The organism is Rhodanobacter denitrificans, from assembly GCF_000230695.2.
Lineage (GTDB): Bacteria > Pseudomonadota > Gammaproteobacteria > Xanthomonadales > Rhodanobacteraceae > Rhodanobacter > Rhodanobacter denitrificans.
In genome coordinates this window covers 3,159,865-3,175,035 of sequence record NC_020541.1, presented here as the reverse complement: position 1 = coordinate 3,175,035, position 15,171 = coordinate 3,159,865, and the positions used below count along the sequence as shown (strand labels likewise).

Annotated in this window: 15 protein-coding genes and 1 tRNA gene; 9 read left to right on the top strand and 7 right to left on the bottom strand. The window is 57.4% G+C overall.

The features are described 5' to 3' along the window. The first annotated feature begins 392 nt into the window (after nt 1-392). Nucleotides 393-1,064, top strand: a complete 672-nt coding sequence (locus R2APBS1_RS20255; RefSeq protein ID WP_157769758.1) for a hypothetical protein — start codon at nt 393-395, stop codon at nt 1,062-1,064. A gap of 165 nt (nt 1,065-1,229) precedes the next feature. Next, nucleotides 1,230-3,011: an ATP-dependent nuclease gene (locus R2APBS1_RS14800; protein WP_015448545.1), complete on the top strand. Its 1,782-nt coding sequence runs from the start codon at nt 1,230-1,232 to the stop codon at nt 3,009-3,011. An 83-nt stretch (nt 3,012-3,094) separates the two neighbouring features. Here R2APBS1_RS14800 and R2APBS1_RS20250 read toward each other — a convergent pair whose 3' ends face one another. The 5 genes from R2APBS1_RS20250 to R2APBS1_RS14780 form a co-directional block, all read right to left on the bottom strand. Then, on the bottom strand, nt 3,095-3,775 hold the full coding sequence (locus tag R2APBS1_RS20250) for a hypothetical protein (RefSeq protein WP_157769757.1): 681 nt from the start codon (nt 3,773-3,775) through the stop codon (nt 3,095-3,097). A gap of 234 nt (nt 3,776-4,009) precedes the next feature. Continuing rightward, a complete protein-coding gene (locus tag R2APBS1_RS20245) occupies nt 4,010-5,230 on the bottom strand; it encodes a hypothetical protein (protein ID WP_015448543.1) in 1,221 nt (406 codons plus the stop codon). An 876-nt stretch (nt 5,231-6,106) separates the two neighbouring features. After that, entirely contained in the window at nt 6,107-6,511 is a 405-nt protein-coding gene (locus tag R2APBS1_RS14790) for an H-NS histone family protein (protein WP_015448542.1), read from the bottom strand. Nucleotides 6,512-6,558: 47 nt separating this feature from the next. After that, complete coding sequence (locus R2APBS1_RS20710; RefSeq protein WP_081602828.1) at nt 6,559-6,663, bottom strand: HNH endonuclease; 105 nt, start codon at nt 6,661-6,663, stop codon at nt 6,559-6,561. Nucleotides 6,664-6,725: 62 nt separating this feature from the next. Beyond that, nucleotides 6,726-9,350 (bottom strand): protein kinase domain-containing protein, encoded by a 2,625-nt coding sequence (locus tag R2APBS1_RS14780; RefSeq protein ID WP_236126961.1) that lies wholly within the window; start codon nt 9,348-9,350, stop codon nt 6,726-6,728. A gap of 196 nt (nt 9,351-9,546) precedes the next feature. Between R2APBS1_RS14780 and R2APBS1_RS14775 the strand changes: the two genes are divergently transcribed. The 7 genes from R2APBS1_RS14775 to R2APBS1_RS14755 all read left to right on the top strand — a co-directional run bounded on the left by R2APBS1_RS14775 (nt 9,547) and on the right by R2APBS1_RS14755 (nt 14,452). Continuing rightward, a complete protein-coding gene (locus R2APBS1_RS14775; protein WP_015448540.1) occupies nt 9,547-10,314 on the top strand; it encodes a hypothetical protein in 768 nt (255 codons plus the stop codon). A 140-nt stretch (nt 10,315-10,454) separates the two neighbouring features. After that, nucleotides 10,455-10,871 carry a hypothetical protein gene (locus R2APBS1_RS20240; RefSeq protein ID WP_157769756.1) on the top strand — a complete coding sequence of 139 codons (417 nt, stop codon included), beginning with the start codon at nt 10,455-10,457 and terminating at the stop codon, nt 10,869-10,871. A 49-nt stretch (nt 10,872-10,920) separates the two neighbouring features. Further along, on the top strand, nt 10,921-11,724 hold the full coding sequence (locus R2APBS1_RS14770; RefSeq protein ID WP_015448539.1) for a hypothetical protein: 804 nt from the start codon (nt 10,921-10,923) through the stop codon (nt 11,722-11,724). Beyond that, nucleotides 11,721-11,918: a hypothetical protein gene (locus R2APBS1_RS14765; RefSeq protein ID WP_041676796.1), complete on the top strand. Its 198-nt coding sequence runs from the start codon at nt 11,721-11,723 to the stop codon at nt 11,916-11,918. The genes R2APBS1_RS14770 and R2APBS1_RS14765 overlap by 4 nt, the downstream gene beginning before the upstream one ends. A gap of 124 nt (nt 11,919-12,042) precedes the next feature. After that, nucleotides 12,043-13,080: a hypothetical protein gene (locus R2APBS1_RS14760; protein WP_015448537.1), complete on the top strand. Its 1,038-nt coding sequence runs from the start codon at nt 12,043-12,045 to the stop codon at nt 13,078-13,080. 296 nt (nt 13,081-13,376) lie between these two features. Then, the gene (locus tag R2APBS1_RS19775; protein WP_015448536.1) at nt 13,377-13,757 is read left to right on the top strand and encodes a hypothetical protein; all 381 of its coding nucleotides are present in this window, start codon (nt 13,377-13,379) and stop codon (nt 13,755-13,757) included. A gap of 212 nt (nt 13,758-13,969) precedes the next feature. After that, nucleotides 13,970-14,452: a hypothetical protein gene (locus R2APBS1_RS14755; protein ID WP_015448535.1), complete on the top strand. Its 483-nt coding sequence runs from the start codon at nt 13,970-13,972 to the stop codon at nt 14,450-14,452. A gap of 280 nt (nt 14,453-14,732) precedes the next feature. Here R2APBS1_RS14755 and R2APBS1_RS14750 read toward each other — a convergent pair. Together R2APBS1_RS14750 and R2APBS1_RS14745 are read right to left on the bottom strand one after the other, a co-directional pair. After that, nucleotides 14,733-14,808: transfer RNA gene (locus tag R2APBS1_RS14750), tRNA-Phe, on the bottom strand. Nucleotides 14,809-14,889: 81 nt separating this feature from the next. Beyond that, on the bottom strand, nt 14,890-15,168 hold the full coding sequence (locus tag R2APBS1_RS14745) for an oxidative damage protection protein (protein ID WP_015448534.1): 279 nt from the start codon (nt 15,166-15,168) through the stop codon (nt 14,890-14,892). Nucleotides 15,169-15,171 lie beyond the last annotated feature (3 nt).

Sequence of the window (15,171 nt, the reverse complement as noted above, 5' to 3'; positions counted from 1 at the left end):
AGATGCGAAGCGCGTCAGCCGATGGCTGGAAACCCGCATGAAATGGTGGCCGGGGACGGAATCGAACCGCCGACACGGGGATTTTCAACCGATTGATTGGCGAAACGGATGGCGCCAGACCGCGACGTGATTGGCTTGGCACAAGGGTTGCTGAGGCACCTGCCGGCACCAGGCGGCACAGAAAGGCACGGTTTGCCGTTACCAAGACGTTACCTATTAAGGTTGCGCGATTTGGCCCGTCGATCGTTCGTCGAGCAGGGGATGAAAAATGTGAGGGTGGCGAAGGTGGTTTCGACCTGGCGCTTTTGGCCCCACATGTCGGGTGCCACCGATGGCCACCAACTAACCCGTTGCGCAGGTTACTCTGCAAGTCCGGTGAGAGCGGGGGAGTGATGGGCAAGCGGGCGAAGTTCAAGTTCGTAGTGGGCGATACGGAACGGCAATCTGAAGTCTGGACTGTGATCATCACAAAAAGTGATGTCTACCTGACGACTTCGGGTGGAAAGCACACCAAGATTAGTCTGCACGAAAGTGGGCAAGGCAATTGGTCTCTTCAGTATGAATCCCTGACTGAAGCACCTTTTGTTCCGGCTGGTGGGCGACACTTGGCTCAATGGAACACACTCGACGGGACGAGAGGGCCCATGCGAGAGTGGTTCTTCCTCCTCCTGGCGGACAGTGAACTTCGGCAGGGGCGGCCATCGAATGAAGGAAAGGCCATACGCATTCCCGCCCCCGGGGCGATGCGTGCAGTGAAGGTGGTTCTCGCTATAACAGAACCGCTGCCAGGTCCTCCCGAGGAGCATTCGGTGTTTGTCCAAGCTCCCATCATGTATCTGTTTTCCCACCAACTAACCAACGGCAGGGTGGTGGTGGCTGTATGGCGGGAAGTCCCCCTTCCACCCACCGTTAAGCAGAACATGGACAAGGTGCGCGCCTTGGCTTGGGACACCGCGAAGTCCCAGGGGCTCGACCCAGTCGGCACAAAGGCGACGATTCGGGTGACCGACGAGCACGGAGTCACGGGCTTTGTTGAGGTGGCGCCCTATAGCGGCATTCTTTGAATGCGATCGCAACACAAAGGAGTAAAGGATCGCTCTGATCAGCTTTGTGGGCGTGGTCGGGCGACTGACTATTTTGGCAGTCAGTGGAGTCGGAGTATCGTGGGGCGCATATGAGGCGACATAGTTGAGGTGTCGCGCTCAATCCTAGGGAAGGGGAGGGGAACCGTGCACAGCATCAGCCAAATCCATATCGTGAACTTTCGCGCGTGCCGGGACGTGTCTCTTTCACTGGGCGATTTCACGCCGCTTGTGGGCCAGAACAACGTGGGCAAGTCCACGATCTTGGAAGCCATCAAGATTGTTCTGACACCTCGCACGTTTCAGAAAACGGACCCAAACAATCCAGATGAGATCATCTCCATCGCGGCATGTATCGACGGCATCTCGCCTGAAATCATTGCGCTGATTCCCGAGGCAAAACACCAAACAGCAATCACGCCCTATTGTGTGGAGGGTCGGTTGTGGGTCCGCGTGAGCAGCACCCTCGGCACGATGAAGCCGGTCCAAGAAGTCTGGGAACCAGCCAAGCATGTTGGTGAAGGAACGCCTACAGAATGGCGTAAATACCCCACTGGGTTGCCAGAGGCAGTCAATGCTCTTCTGCCAGAGGCGTTACACGTCATCGCCATGGAGGACGTCAGCGAAGACCTCGGTAAGGCCAAGGCTGGAAGCACCATTCGTGGTCTGCTTGACGAAATCATGGCTCCGATTCTGGAAGCTCATGCCGAGGTCCAGCAGGCATTGGACTCGGTTCGGGGCCTCCTCGCCAGCAACGGTCAACAACGGTCACCCTTGCTTCGAAGTTTCGATGCGAACGCGACGATAGCCTTGGCTGATTTCTTCCCGGGCTTGGCGATCGACATGGATGTTCCGAGCATCGACATAAAGGAGTTCTTCAAGGTAGGCGACTTGCATGTCACCGATGATGTTTCGAAGGACAGGCGGCGTTTCGACCAGGTGGGAAGCGGTGCGCAGCGCGCCATTCAAATGGCCTTGATCCGTTACCTCGCTGATATACGTAGAGGGGGCGCCGAAGTTCTGGCCCGCCGGATTTTGCTGATTGATGAGCCGGAATTGTATTTACATCCCCAAGGCGTCCGGCGTTTGAGAGAGGCGTTGCGAAAATTGTCTGAGGCAGGATTTCAGATCATCTTTTCCACGCACTCACCGCTCATGCTCAGTCGTGAGAATGCCCCAGACACTGTGGTTGTTCGCAGGGATCCAGCGGCAGGCGCAGTGGTGAAAGCGCCGCTCAGAGAGGCGGTCCTCACTGCGCTCAACGACGCCCAAGCCCAATCGCGCACGCTCTTCGAACTGGGCAACGTGGCTGAAATCTATTTTTGCGACAAAGTCGTGATCTGCGAAGGCAAGACCGATCAACGACTGCTGCCACTGCTTTACGAACGCCTTTACGGTTGCTCCGCGGAGATCGACCGCATTTGCTTCGTTTCATTGGGCAATTGCTCGGGCATTCCCAAGAGCTTTTCAGTGCTCCTAGCCATGGGCATCCAGTTCTGCGCGGTTGTCGATCTGGACTTCGCATTTGTCGAGGCCCGCAAGGGAGCGGATGCTTGGCTGGATAAGGATGGTGCCGACTTGGCACAGGCGAAAGTGGTGTTGGCCCGACTGGGCCCAGCGCAAGGGTTGCCCTTGGGCGGGAACGGACTGCCGATCAACCAGGGGCAAAATTCAGCTGCAACAACCTGGGCCAGATTTGCGGAGGATGCAGAAGGCGCGCCGATCGCGCTGGGATGCCATGACGCATTGAAAGCTCAAAATGTCTGGGCGTGGCCGGTTGGATGCATTGAGGACGTGCTTGGAGAGAGGGACAAAGGGGAAGAAGCCATCATCGCGCAGGAAGAACGATTGAGAGTCATGGCGGCTGATGAGATTGCGCAAGAGATGCCCAGCTTCAAAGCTTGTTTCGAATGGATCAAGCAGATTTGATAAAGCCCAGCGGCGGTTTCTCGCGAATTAGGTTTTCAACCTGACGCGGTAGGGCGGATCATCAGGACCTACGAGGTGGCAGCTCACCTTTCGCCCTTGGCGGCGAGCCGCTTCGTTTGAACGCGCATTCGAATCGCATCAAGCTCTTTCATGTCAGCCTCAAACTCTGCGCGGCCACCTGGTCGATTTTGTTCTTCCAGTCCACGCCATCTCTCACGCCAGTTTGAGAAATCGCGTCCATCTGTCATCGCACCATCGCCACGGTGGAGGCGCACATCGCGGACCTTGTCTCGCGAAGCCACGAGGTCTGAAAGTTTGAAAACCGCAGTGGGCTCTTCTGTCTCTCCGAGATGACGCCATGCATGTCTGGCCGCATTTTCATTGGGTGCCAGAACCCAGACTAAGCGCATAGGCCGCTGGTCATCATTTGTGGCAAACACGCACGCAAACCGATGGGTGCCAGCGTGGCCGAAGACGTTGCGCACCACGTAAGTCGGCGCTTTCTCTGCGACGGAGATCTGGGCGTCCAGTGCCGTCTCATTCACAAGAACAAGCGGAGTCCACCGCGATTGTTCGATGCCCTTGGCCGCCTGTTCTGCGGTGTCAGCAATCGCAACCCCCTCACGCAAGACTTTCAGACCACCCTGGCCCGCGGAGGCCAACACCATCCAGACCTGGTCGGGAGTGAGGTCAGGCTCATCATTGAGTAACCAAGGGGACGGTTTTGTGGGGGCGATGGCTGGCGAGGAAGGCAAATTGGTCACAAGCTTTCTCCTGTTTCTGTTTTCGTAATATCCATACAAACAGAAATCGGAAGGAGCGCAAGAGGGGTACTGAAGAATTTTTATGAGGCGCACCGAAGTCCTTTAAGATTCAAGTTCGGTGAGCGGGCTGTTCGAAGAATCCGGCACGAAAATCAGGTGGGACGTCGGGCCGATGACCGACGATGACATCATTCAATGCGTGCGGCATCGCAATAATGATTGTGGATGCGAACTCTATTGATGTTGCATCTTTGTTGTCGGCGGTTTCAAAGTTTCTATGGGGTTTGGCTTAGCGGAAGCGTTTGGTAGGGTTGTGGCTGAATTTGGCTCTACGGATCGTTGTTGGAGTGCACGATTCAGAAGTTCGGTTTGATGCTTCTGCTCGGCCAGGGATTGCTTTAGCACATCCATTTTTCGTTCCTGATCGGCAGTGCTGTTTGATGCGGACCATATCTGGTAGCCCAAGGAAAGCATCGACAAGAACACTGTAAGAAACAGTGCAATCACGGCCAGCATGTAGCTACGACCATCCCGCCGATCATTTTTTTCAGCATTTCTGACTGCTGTTTCTTGCGAGACCTGAGCTGCCTGGACCAGGTTGTCGATGCGCAGGGCTGTGATTTCCGTCAATTCAACAACACGCGCACCCATCTTCTCAACCTTCTGATGGTGCTCTCTGACAGGCTTCCCTGTATCCAGAATTGTCCGTGTCGATGGCTCAAATCTGTAAGTCTCTATCGGAGGAGGAATGTTCAGCTTCTCCTGAGCACTACGAATTGCCGCAGATGCAGAGCCCAAATTGCGGATGTGGGCCGCTCGTTCGTCTTGTTCTTGCAACCAGCGCACTGCGGCACCCGTTCCAAGACTTTCCCTAATCTTTGCCAGGGGATCAATGGCTTCTAATGCAGATCGGTAAGTGATCATGGGATTGACTAAGCGCTGAAGCATTTCGCTTTGCTGCAAGCTTTCATCCAAAAGGCTTTTCGATAGAGGACTACTGGCTATTGAGCGGAACTGCTCCATCATGGCCTTGCGGCTTTCAGCCATATCTTTGACTTGCTGAATCACCTTTTGGACGAACGTACCGACGTAAGTCGTTGGTTCTGGTGCCGCCATGCTGGGATCTTCGATTTTGATGTGCAGCAACGCACGAGCGATAGTTTCCCTATCGGCGGGTGTGAGCTTTTTGACATCAGCAAGTGCCGCGCCTTGGCTTTCTTTGGTGGCGTCCTCCCCAAAGGCTAATGCTTGTTCAAGGTAAGCATCAAACACATCGTCAACGGGTGTTGATTCGAGGTTTTTGGCAAATTTGCTGTTCAGCCCCTCGATGACTCGCACCGTGGGATTGAACACTTTGATTGCTCCCAAACCCTCCGTTTGGACCAACGTTCCTTCGTTCAAAAGTAGCTTTGAGAGCACAAGCCCTGGCTTGTGTTTGGAACCTTCGTCGGCCATGACGCCCCCCCCCCCGCTGTTGTCGTGGTCGAGCATGCGATGCCCAAAACAAAAACGCCACCCCATGAAGAGGTGGCGTGGTCTGGTGCGTCGGTCATCCTTGATGTGGAGGCCTCCACGGCGTCCAGACTTCCCAGACACGGACAGTGTGCCAGCGGTGTAGCCTGTAGCCCATCAGGGTAGGGTGCTGGTGGGTGTCAGGGTTTTCTGACGGAAACCACGAAATGGACGTCTAAACGGGTCGTTCGCAAGCGTCCGAACGCCCGCATGCATGGCCCCCATTCGTCGATCATTCGTCGAGCAGGGGATGTAATTCGTCGGACAGGGGACATGTTCGTCGAGCAGGGGATTTGTTCGTCGAACACTTTAAAGCCCCAAACGGGTGCTCTGGCCGTTACCAAGACGTTACCTGCAAAAGAAAAGCCCACTTCACGAAAAATCGCAAAGCAGGCTAAGTCTTTGATATACAACCATAAAATGGTGGCCGGGGACGGAATCGAACCGCCGACACGGGGATTTTCAAGATTCGCGGCGAACGGCTCCTCGGGCCAAAACTCCTTGTTTTCCGGGCTTTCGGACGGAGCTCTTCCCGGTCTTACCCGGTCCAACCCCCTCTTTTTCGGCGTAGCCCGCGGGTTGTTTGCGGGTTGGAGTTGCGAGGGTTGCCGTATGACGCTATTTCTCAATCTGCACGATGCATCACATTCTTCGACGCCGGGTTCCCGGTGTGGTGCGGGTCGATCCGGTGGGGTTGAGGATGTGGACGAGGCCGACGACCCGTCGGTGACCATCAGCTGTCTCTGCGCGGCACCAAGGAGCCCTGCTCAACAAAAAAGGCACCCTTCCGGATGCCTTTGTTTGTTGAAGCTTCTGATGTCAGGCTTTTTTGACGGGGGCCTTCTTGGCCTTTTTCACCGTAGCCTTTTTGGCCGTTGCGGCTTTCTTGGCGCCGCCACCAATCAGCAAGCTCTCAGCGGTGACGCCGCGCTTCTTGAGGGCCTCGGAAAACCACACCGGCGCACGGCCACGGCCGGACCAGGTGTCCGGACCGTTGGGGTTGAGGTACTTCGGCGCAACCGTTCCTTTCTTGGTCGCGGACTTCTTGCCACCCCGGGTCGGGTAGACCTCGTTGATCGTCAGCCCGGCCGATTGGAGCATCGCATCGATCTTCGCGCGCACCGCACGAACCTGGTTCGCGTGCGCTTCGTGCATCCGAGCGTTCGCGTTTGCAATGAGCGCTTGAAGTTCTTTCGGGGAGAGGTTGTTCAGATCAATGGCCATGGAGTGATTCTCTGTGTGGTGGGATGGCTTTCGACGGTGCGATGAGATCATTGATCGCTCTCGTCCCGATTGCACGGGATGCAGAGCATCTGGCAGTTCTCGGGGGTGGTGTGACCGCCCTTGGACCACGGCGTGATGTGATCGCCGTGCATCTCGTTCAGAGCGAATTGATGCTGACCGGTGTCGTTCCCTGAGCGCTAACCCTCACCGATCATTACATTGTGGTTGCGCATACGGACTTCTGCGCTGCCTCCGGCTGAGTGAGGCTCTTGGCGCGTTTGCTCCATTCGCCTGTTGGGTCCAATTTGTCGAGCTTTGTGCTGTTCAGCGAGCCAGCTAGCGCGCGGGCCTTCCCAGGCTGTCCTTCGGCAACCAGTACGCAAGCTCGTTGTAAGGCAGAGGTGGCACCGTACTGGCCAGCGGCTCCCGCAGGAAGGGTGGCGATGGCCTCATCCATGGTGTCGAGTAGCCGGCTGGCGAGCTTGGGATCGACCAGTCGGGCGACCTCAATGTACTCGCGCAGATCGTAGAGAGTGGTGTTCCCGCTGGGGCCCGTGATCGCCTTCTCATGCTGGTAGATTGAAGCGAATAGCGGGAGAACCTTGGCATATTGCCCTTCCAGCGCGTAGATGTTGGCTTGCGCCCGATCCATACCAACCTGCCATCGGGAGTTTTTTCCATAGGTGTCGATAAAATCCACCTTGAGGGCATCCAGTTGGCGCTGCGCTTGATCAAGCTTGCCGGATGCGGCGTAGGCCATGACCAAGTTTCGGCGAACATTGAGCGTGATCGTGTGCTTCGGCCCGTAGGCGGTGGTCGACCTTTTCTGTGCATCCAGTAGCAGCGAGATGTCCTCCTTATATTGACCGGCCGTTTCCAGTTCGCTGGCCAAGTTCAACTCGGCGGCAATTGCAGCCCGAGGATAGGCTGTCTCCCGTTTGGCGGCGTCGAGGGCTTTCCGGGAAAGTGCTATGGCTTGTGCCGGCGAAGTGTTTTCGTTGCGGCGTGCTTCGAGGCTGTAAAGCGAGTAAAGCAGATTGGGGTCGTCGAGCTTCCCTTCAGCGGCAGCCTTGAGAACGGGCGCGATGACGTCGCCGGCCTCCTTCAGCTTACCGAGCCTGGATAGATCGTTGCCTTGGTGCAGGCGGTATTCCCACTCATATTTGCGGGGAATGTCCGGGTTGGCGATCAGTAGGGCCACCGACCGGGCATTTTGCTCGTTGGCCTTGTCGTATTGAAGGTTGGCGTCGTAGACGCGGGCCAACATGCCGCGCAGGTTGATTTCCGGCTTGGGGTGACCGGCAAAGCTTGTGGCTATCTTTGGTTCGGCCTTGTTCCATGCATCCAGCAGGGTCGTGTTGCTCTTTCCGGTGCTGAAGATGTCGGCTGGTTCCAGCAACTTGTGCACCAGAAAGTCGTTGAGAGCATCCGCATTCCCAATCGCGGCCTTCATCCTGACGTTGTCCGCCAGCGATTTGGCTTGGGCGGACAGAGCTTGTTGCGAGCTCCGATATGAGCGCTGCGCATAGAACAGCGAAATCGCCGTACCTGCGACCAGTACCAGCATGGCGGCGGCGATCCACGGCCGCCGGGCACGCGCCAGTGCAGCGCGTCGCTCGGCAACGGCAATGCGATCCCGCACGCTGGCTTCGAGTGCCGCCTTCTGCCGGCGTTGCTCCAGATTGCGGATGCCTTCAGCCAGGGTGGCCACCGACTCCGGGCGCCGTGTGGGATCTCCGTTGGCCGCCGCCGCGATGTCGGCTCGCAGCAAGGGGTCGGGGATGTCGTTCTCCCATCCGGCAGACAGTGGTCGCCGGAAGTCGCCCACAATGAGTTGGTACAAGGTGACGCCGAGTGCGTAGATGTCGCTCTTGATGGTGGGCACCTGTCCTGCCATGACTTCCGGTGCCAAGTACAGCGGAGTACCGGTGTCCGACGACAGTGCCTGGGTCTGCGTGAGCCCCAGTCGGGTAATGCCCAGATTATCCAGCAGCCCTGGATCGAACACTCGGCTGCTGCCGAAATCCGCCACGCGCAGGTGCCAATCGCCCGGTTCACCGTATACCAGCAGGTTGGCCGGCTTCAGATCCTTGTGCAACACGCCGACGCCATGCGCGGCCGCCACGGTGTCGGCAGCCTCCACGAAGAGCGCCAGGCGCGTTTCCAGCGGCAGGGCTTCGATACCGCTCCCGCCTTCTTGCCAAGTATCCAGGCTGACGCCGCCATATTCGAATTCAATGAAGTACGGTGCCTGCTCGAAATCCCAGTCGATGACATGGACGAGATCCGGGCGTTTGTCCAGCGCCTGTTCCAGCAGTCGCCCAACCGTGACCTCGCGTTTGAGACCGGTCAGGCGAAACCCGTCCAGACTGAACTTGAAAACGCGGGTTTGTCCGGTCTTGGTATGCCGGGCCAGCCACACCTCGCCGTCACCGCGGCGGGCCAGCGCTTGCTCCAAGCGCCAGTTGCCGCGACGCGGGACAAGGTCGCCCACCGACAAGCGACTCGCCTCCGGCACGTGCTCAACCACGCGGCGGCTGACCTTGGCATCCAGGCGATAACCGACCTTGGGCAAGGTGAGTATGAGTTCCTGCTCTTCGTCCCGCAGCGCCTTGCGCAGCTTACCGATGGCGTTGGTCAACACGGCCTCGACCACGATCCGGCCTTCCCACACCGTGGCCAGCAGTTCCTCCTTGGTCACTGCCTCGCCGGCGTGGTGCAGCAAGTACTGGAGGACATCGAGCGGCTTGCGCTCCAGCTCGACAACCACCCCCTCCATGCTCAGCTGCCAGCGCCCCTCGTCAAATTCCGTCTTGCCGAACGACCACCTGTAAAGCACCGGTGCTTCCGGAACCGCGTGACTCGATGTCATTCCCAACCCCTGTTTCGACAACGACAGCAAAAAAAATTTACAAATCAGCTAGATAAATTTCATTTGAACTTCGTTTGAAAGGCGTGAGGACATCCAGCGAACAGTCCACGGACTATCGGCACCACCAGTGACTGCTGGTGCCAACCGACCAAGAGGATTCCCCATGCGAGGAAAGATCATCCACTACAACGGCAACGATGGCAAAGGCCTGATCCTGGCTGGCGAACGCCAGTTCGCCTTCGACATCAGTCAGTGGCGCAGTGACAGCGCCCCTACCGTGAACCAGACCGTGGAGCTTGGGATAGTGGATGACCAACTTCAGTCGGTGACACGCATTACTGATGACGTGCTGCTGAAAGAGAAGGCCGGCGTGCTAGCGGGCAGATTGGGTAGCGCGGGTGGCGCAGCCCTGCAGTCGTTGAAGGAAGGTGCCCCTGCGGGAGGCGCCGGCGCTTGGCTGACCCGACTAGGCAAGCCACTGTTGATCGCACAGGGCCTGTTCGCCATCGGTGCGCTGTTCCTGTCGTATCTGGAAATCAAACTCCCAGGCACAGGCATGAGCAGGGGTTTTTCGCTGACCAGTCTGGCCGGGGCAACTGAAAGCCTGGGTGGGTCAGCCGGCAGCAGCTTCTGGCCCTGGCTGGGCATCCTGTCGATCGGGTTGCCGCTGTTCTGGCGCAACCGCTGGGCCTGGCTGGCGCTGCTGTTGCCACTACTGGCCACGCTCAAGCCGTGGTTCGACATCCACAGCGCGATAAGCCAAGCCGGCAGCGCGGGGGGCAGCTTACTGGGCAGCGGCTATGCCCAACAGATGAGCGACCAGATCAGCAACATGCTCAGCCCCGGTGCCGGAGCGGTGCTGTGCCTGCTGACCGCACTGTTTATCGCTGCCATCGGCCTGAAGCGCGCGCTGTTGTCACCGGCGGGCTAAAAACCACTCACGAATCTGTTGGTAGCTACCGCATCACCAGGGTGACGGTTCAGTCGCACCAGGGCAGGAAACTAAAGCATCCCTGAAATGTGCTCTACCGACACCACTCTTCCTATTCATATCAAACAGGAAACATAGGCATGTCAATGGCAACAAGAAAACTCTTGTCTTCGATCGCGGTAATTAGTGTCGTTGCTTTACTCAGCGCATGCCATAAAACGCCGCCTGTCTCTGGAACCTACAATGGCAATGCGGGATATGTCAAATTCAAGACCTCAACGAAGGCTGATTTATGGCTTATAGGTACATCTCTCTGGAGCGGTATGTCATATGACGTCGATTATGTACAGGATGGAGATAGGTTGACGTTTACGACGCACGGTAACAGCAACGGTTGTCCTTCAGTAATTGAGAGCGCCACGATCTTGAATGACGGAGCGCAGATCAAACTGACCAGCATGAACTGCCCAAGCAAAGATAAATCTTTGGCCATCGGTGATGGAGACAAATGGAGGGATTTTTATCTGTCCAAAGTGTTACCTGACGCTGATGAATGACATCGACTCTTCCTCTATCAGGTCGTCCACAAACTTTCGGAAAATCGTTATGTCCCGTTCCGTTTTGCTGTCTGCATCCGCCCTCGTGGTGGCTACTCTGATGCTTGGTGCCTGTTCCAAATCCGCGCCTTCGTCCGACACCAGTGCTTCGGCATCGAAACCTTCATTGAGCAGCGCGCTGTCGCCGGCCGCCGTGCAGCAGGCTGCGAAAACGGCCAGTTTGCCGCAGCCCGATCTCGCCACACCTGACAGCGCCTACGTGGAGATATCCAAGGGCAGCCAGCTCCTGTTCCTGTATGCCGCGTTTTCCGGGTTGCCGGCGAATTACGACAAAATGGCAGAATCGTATTCCATCGACTACTACTTAACCTCCGATGCCTTCAAGAAGCACGACTTGCTGAAGACATTGCAACCGAGTCTCGACGCCGGAGTTGCCGATGCCAAGGCGCATCGGTACATCACTTACACAGACGATAGCCCTGAGATCGGGCATTACGACTTCGCCAACCATACTTTTGCTGTCGGCGAAACCCTATTCCAGCAAGGTCAAGGAATCAGGTTCAGCGACAGCATCGTTCATGACGGCAGCATGTACGAATTAAGTAATGGCATCAGCCTTGTTATGACGAATGGCGAGGCTTTTCAGCAATTACACGTCACGGATCAAGCGAAGGCCCGTGCTATCGAGGCAACTCTTGGTCAATTGCACATGCGTATTTTCGCATTTATCCAGAGCACGGGCGATAACGGCTATACCACCGTGCAGGCCGTTGTCACCAAGGTGCAGTTGCTTGACTTGCACGGTCAGGTGTTGCTCGAAGATACGGCAGCGCAGAACAAGGGAGAGCAATGATGACGTCTCTCAAGACGGCCACGTTCGGCATGTGCCTGATGCTTTTTGCAACTGCTTTATGGGCCGGCGATGCAGACGTGTGCTACTCGCACGCCAAATCGCCCATGGCAACCAACCGCCTGCAGGACACGACCGTGCCCGTGTGCGGCCATGCTGGCACGCATACGCTGACGGAACTGGCCAAAGCCAGCTAGATCCATCGTATCCGTTGCACAAGACCAGGAGCCGGGGTCAGGAAGCGCTTCCTGGATGTTCGTAGTCCAGAAGCCCAAATCCGTGTGACCACACTCCGGCCAAGCCATCACAAGGCGCATCACCATGATCACCATTTTCCACCTGCGGGCGGGGGCGCTAGCCCTCGCTCTCACTCTCACCGGAACCGCCGCCGCACAAGATCAACCGGCCCATGCCGGCACCGCCGCCCAACCGTCCACTGGCAGCAAGATTGGTGGTTTCTTCAAGCAACTCGGACGAGGCGTAGAACAGGCGGCCACTCAGATGGGTGGGGCGGCGGTACAGTCGATCACGCACACACGTGCCGGAATGCCGCCCTTCGGTAGCGGTGCCGCCAGCACTGCCACCCAAGGTAACGATGGAATCCATGGAGATGAGCTGGACGGCGGCATGAACTGGAATCACTTGGTCTTCGACCCACCGCAGATCGACGGGTACACCCACATCCGCTGGGGCTCAAGCGCCCAGTCGCGCTACAACGTCAGGGGCACATCTGGGGTGGACACCTGCGACCCCGAGTACATCGGGCTAATCGTGACGGGCCGCACCCTCACGCCCCGAGAACTCTCCTACTGCCTGGGGCGGGAGAAGATGCTGGATTCATCCGCGACCGAGGACACGGTTCGGAAGCGCATCGCCGAGTTGAGAGCCACGCGCAAATACTATTACCGCGGACAAATAGTCGGAATGTTCTGGAACGTGCCGGGTCAACCTCGCCTGACGCCCACCGACGAGGACATTGTCATCCAGCTGCTGGGAGGAACTGTGTCGGGCATGGTGCAGGGCGATTCCGGTACGTACTTCAACATTATTGGTCCCCACTGGTCTTGGGGCGACATGAGGTCGGGGCTCTATCCCCATTGGCCCGATCCGACGTCTCCCAACGTGAATCCTGGCTTCGGCGAAACCACTTACAAACTGGTGGTCGATATTGATCACACCAAGGTCGCCAATTGGCAACTGACCTCGCTGAGTTACATCTTCTTTACCGTCGGAACCCCGCGGCTGGACGTTAAAGGTCAATCGGAAACGTGGTATGACCTGCCAGTGCGTATCGACAAGATCGTTTTTGTGGGGGATGGGTTCCAGTCGGAGTACGACGAGAAGGAACCCATGCCATGACGTGGATGCACGAAAACAGAAATCATGGTTGACGACAGGGGGCAGAGAAGAATGGCACTTACTTGAGCGCAAAGCTTCACTAACGTCATTCCTGTGCAAGCAGGAATCCAGTGACTACGGGCTACCAGAGGCGTTGGATGAGCTTTCGCGGGGATGACGAGCTTAAGTAAGTGCCATTCGGGTCAGAGTGAACTTTAATTTTGTGCGAGTCATAGAAAATCGACTCTGATCCAGGTTTTTGACCTGGAGTCGGCTGTCTGACTTTCATTACCTAAACGTAAAAGGAGTGGCGAGCCGTGGGATTCTTCATTTTGCTGATCGTGGTCGTGGTGCTCATTGTAGTCGTGAAAAAGGGCATGAGTGGAGGTGGGGCCTCCATGTCTGCGCCTCCGGGGTTCAATCCGACTTTCCAATTAAAAAACCTTATTGCCATCGACATGAGCCAAAACATTCTCATGACCAAGGACGGTGTATCTGGACGCGTCGTTTATACCAAGAAGGCCAACATTCTGCGCTGGAACAAATTTGATAATAACGGACATTTTGGCGTACAAATCCACGTACATGACTTGGACCACCCTATGATCCTTGTCAGCTTCGGACGCAACAGTCGTGGGGCGCACCTTGCACGGGAGGAATGGTCTTCGCGCTTGTCCACGTGGGTTAACAACTCCTGATCACCCAGCGCTGGGCGCGTTTCGTCCCAACCAGCCCTGTTCCCGGTGTGGTGGGGCGGCTTGCGAGTGGACTCGGCCCCGCCTAGCCAAAACGCCGCTACCCACATCGAATCGGATGGCCTGATCAGGTGAGGAAGTCGTTCGCGGGCATACTGACGACATCGCCGTCCGTCACTATTCCCAATCACCGCCCAATGACACCGGGGCCCAGCATGGCCGATCTTCTCTTTCTCGACACCGAGTGGAACAACGATGCTGTGCGCGAGCTGGTCAGCTTGGCCTTGGTCAACGCGGATGCCACCCAATACTTCTACGCCGAGCGGGCTCCACGACCTGGAGCATCGTCATCCTTCGTCAGCAAGGTGGTCTATCCGCTCTTGGACGGCGGCGATGCAGCGCTCTCAGATGAGAATTTCGGTGAACAGCTACGGGCGTTCGTGGCGTCCTTCGACCACCCCCGCATCCACTTCGACGGGGCGATCGACAAGAGACAGTTGGCGAGGGCGCTGGCCGGGTTTGGAACGTGGAGCGGTGAGGTGCCGGCGTGGGAGCCGGTGCTCGTCACGCGCCAAGACGTCCTGGGTGAACAGGAGGTTTATTTCGGCTGCAGACCTGAGAAGGCGGCGCGCCGACATCACGCAGCAGTGGACGCGGAGGCATTGCGCGCCGCTTACATCACGATAGTGGGTTTGTGAGGTCTTGCCTCGCGCGATCAGTGTGCAACCCGGTCCAGGGCGACGGGGATTTTTCCGACGTCGATCGGTATGGCCCATGGGTTGGACGCGGGTTGGAATAAACTAGGCCACTCCGAAGAATGGCCTAAGTCTTGGATATACATGGTGGCCGGACGGAATCGAACCGCCGACACGGGGATTTTTATGTTCCGTGCCCCGCCCCCCAGTTTCGCCCGCGAGTTGGCTGCGGGTTGGAACAAAATAGGCCACCCCGCAGGATGGCCTAAGTCGTTGTTTTACATGGTGGCCGGGGACGGAATCGAACCGCCGACACGGGGATTTTCAATCCCCTGCTCTACCAACTGAGCTACCCGGCCGGGAACCTGGCAATCAGGGCAGCGATGAAGCTTGCCGATGATGCGTGGAGCCGCGCATTAGACCGAATGCACGGCTTTTCGTCAAGACTCGAGGTTGGGCGGGGTAAAGCCGGCGGCATGGTCGAAGTCGCCGCCGAACAGGAATTTCTCCATCTGTTCGCCGAGGTACTTGCGAGCCTTCGGGTCGAGCGGGTTGAGCCGGTATTCGTTGATCAGGGTGGTCTGGTGGGCCAGCCATTGCTGCCAGGCGGGTTTGGAAATCTCGGCGTAGATGCGCTGGCCGAGCGGCCCGGGCCAGGGGGCGAAGTCGAGGCCTTCGGCGTCGGTGCCGAGCTTGGCGCAGTGGATGGTACGGCTCATGGT

Coding starts and splice junctions, on each gene's coding strand:
- R2APBS1_RS20255 (WP_157769758.1), top strand. CDS start 393: ATGGGCAAGCGGGCGAAGTTCAAGTTCGTAGTGGGCGATACGGAACGG.
- R2APBS1_RS20245 (WP_015448543.1), bottom strand. CDS start 5,230: ATGGCCGACGAAGGTTCCAAACACAAGCCAGGGCTTGTGCTCTCAAAG.
- R2APBS1_RS14790 (WP_015448542.1), bottom strand. CDS start 6,511: ATGGCCATTGATCTGAACAACCTCTCCCCGAAAGAACTTCAAGCGCTC.
- R2APBS1_RS20710 (WP_081602828.1), bottom strand. CDS start 6,663: ATGCACGGCGATCACATCACGCCGTGGTCCAAGGGCGGTCACACCACC.
- R2APBS1_RS14775 (WP_015448540.1), top strand. CDS start 9,547: ATGCGAGGAAAGATCATCCACTACAACGGCAACGATGGCAAAGGCCTG.
- R2APBS1_RS20240 (WP_157769756.1), top strand. CDS start 10,455: ATGTCAATGGCAACAAGAAAACTCTTGTCTTCGATCGCGGTAATTAGT.
- R2APBS1_RS14770 (WP_015448539.1), top strand. CDS start 10,921: ATGTCCCGTTCCGTTTTGCTGTCTGCATCCGCCCTCGTGGTGGCTACT.
- R2APBS1_RS14765 (WP_041676796.1), top strand. CDS start 11,721: ATGATGACGTCTCTCAAGACGGCCACGTTCGGCATGTGCCTGATGCTT.
- R2APBS1_RS14760 (WP_015448537.1), top strand. CDS start 12,043: ATGATCACCATTTTCCACCTGCGGGCGGGGGCGCTAGCCCTCGCTCTC.
- R2APBS1_RS14755 (WP_015448535.1), top strand. CDS start 13,970: ATGGCCGATCTTCTCTTTCTCGACACCGAGTGGAACAACGATGCTGTG.
- R2APBS1_RS14745 (WP_015448534.1), bottom strand. CDS start 15,168: ATGAGCCGTACCATCCACTGCGCCAAGCTCGGCACCGACGCCGAAGGC.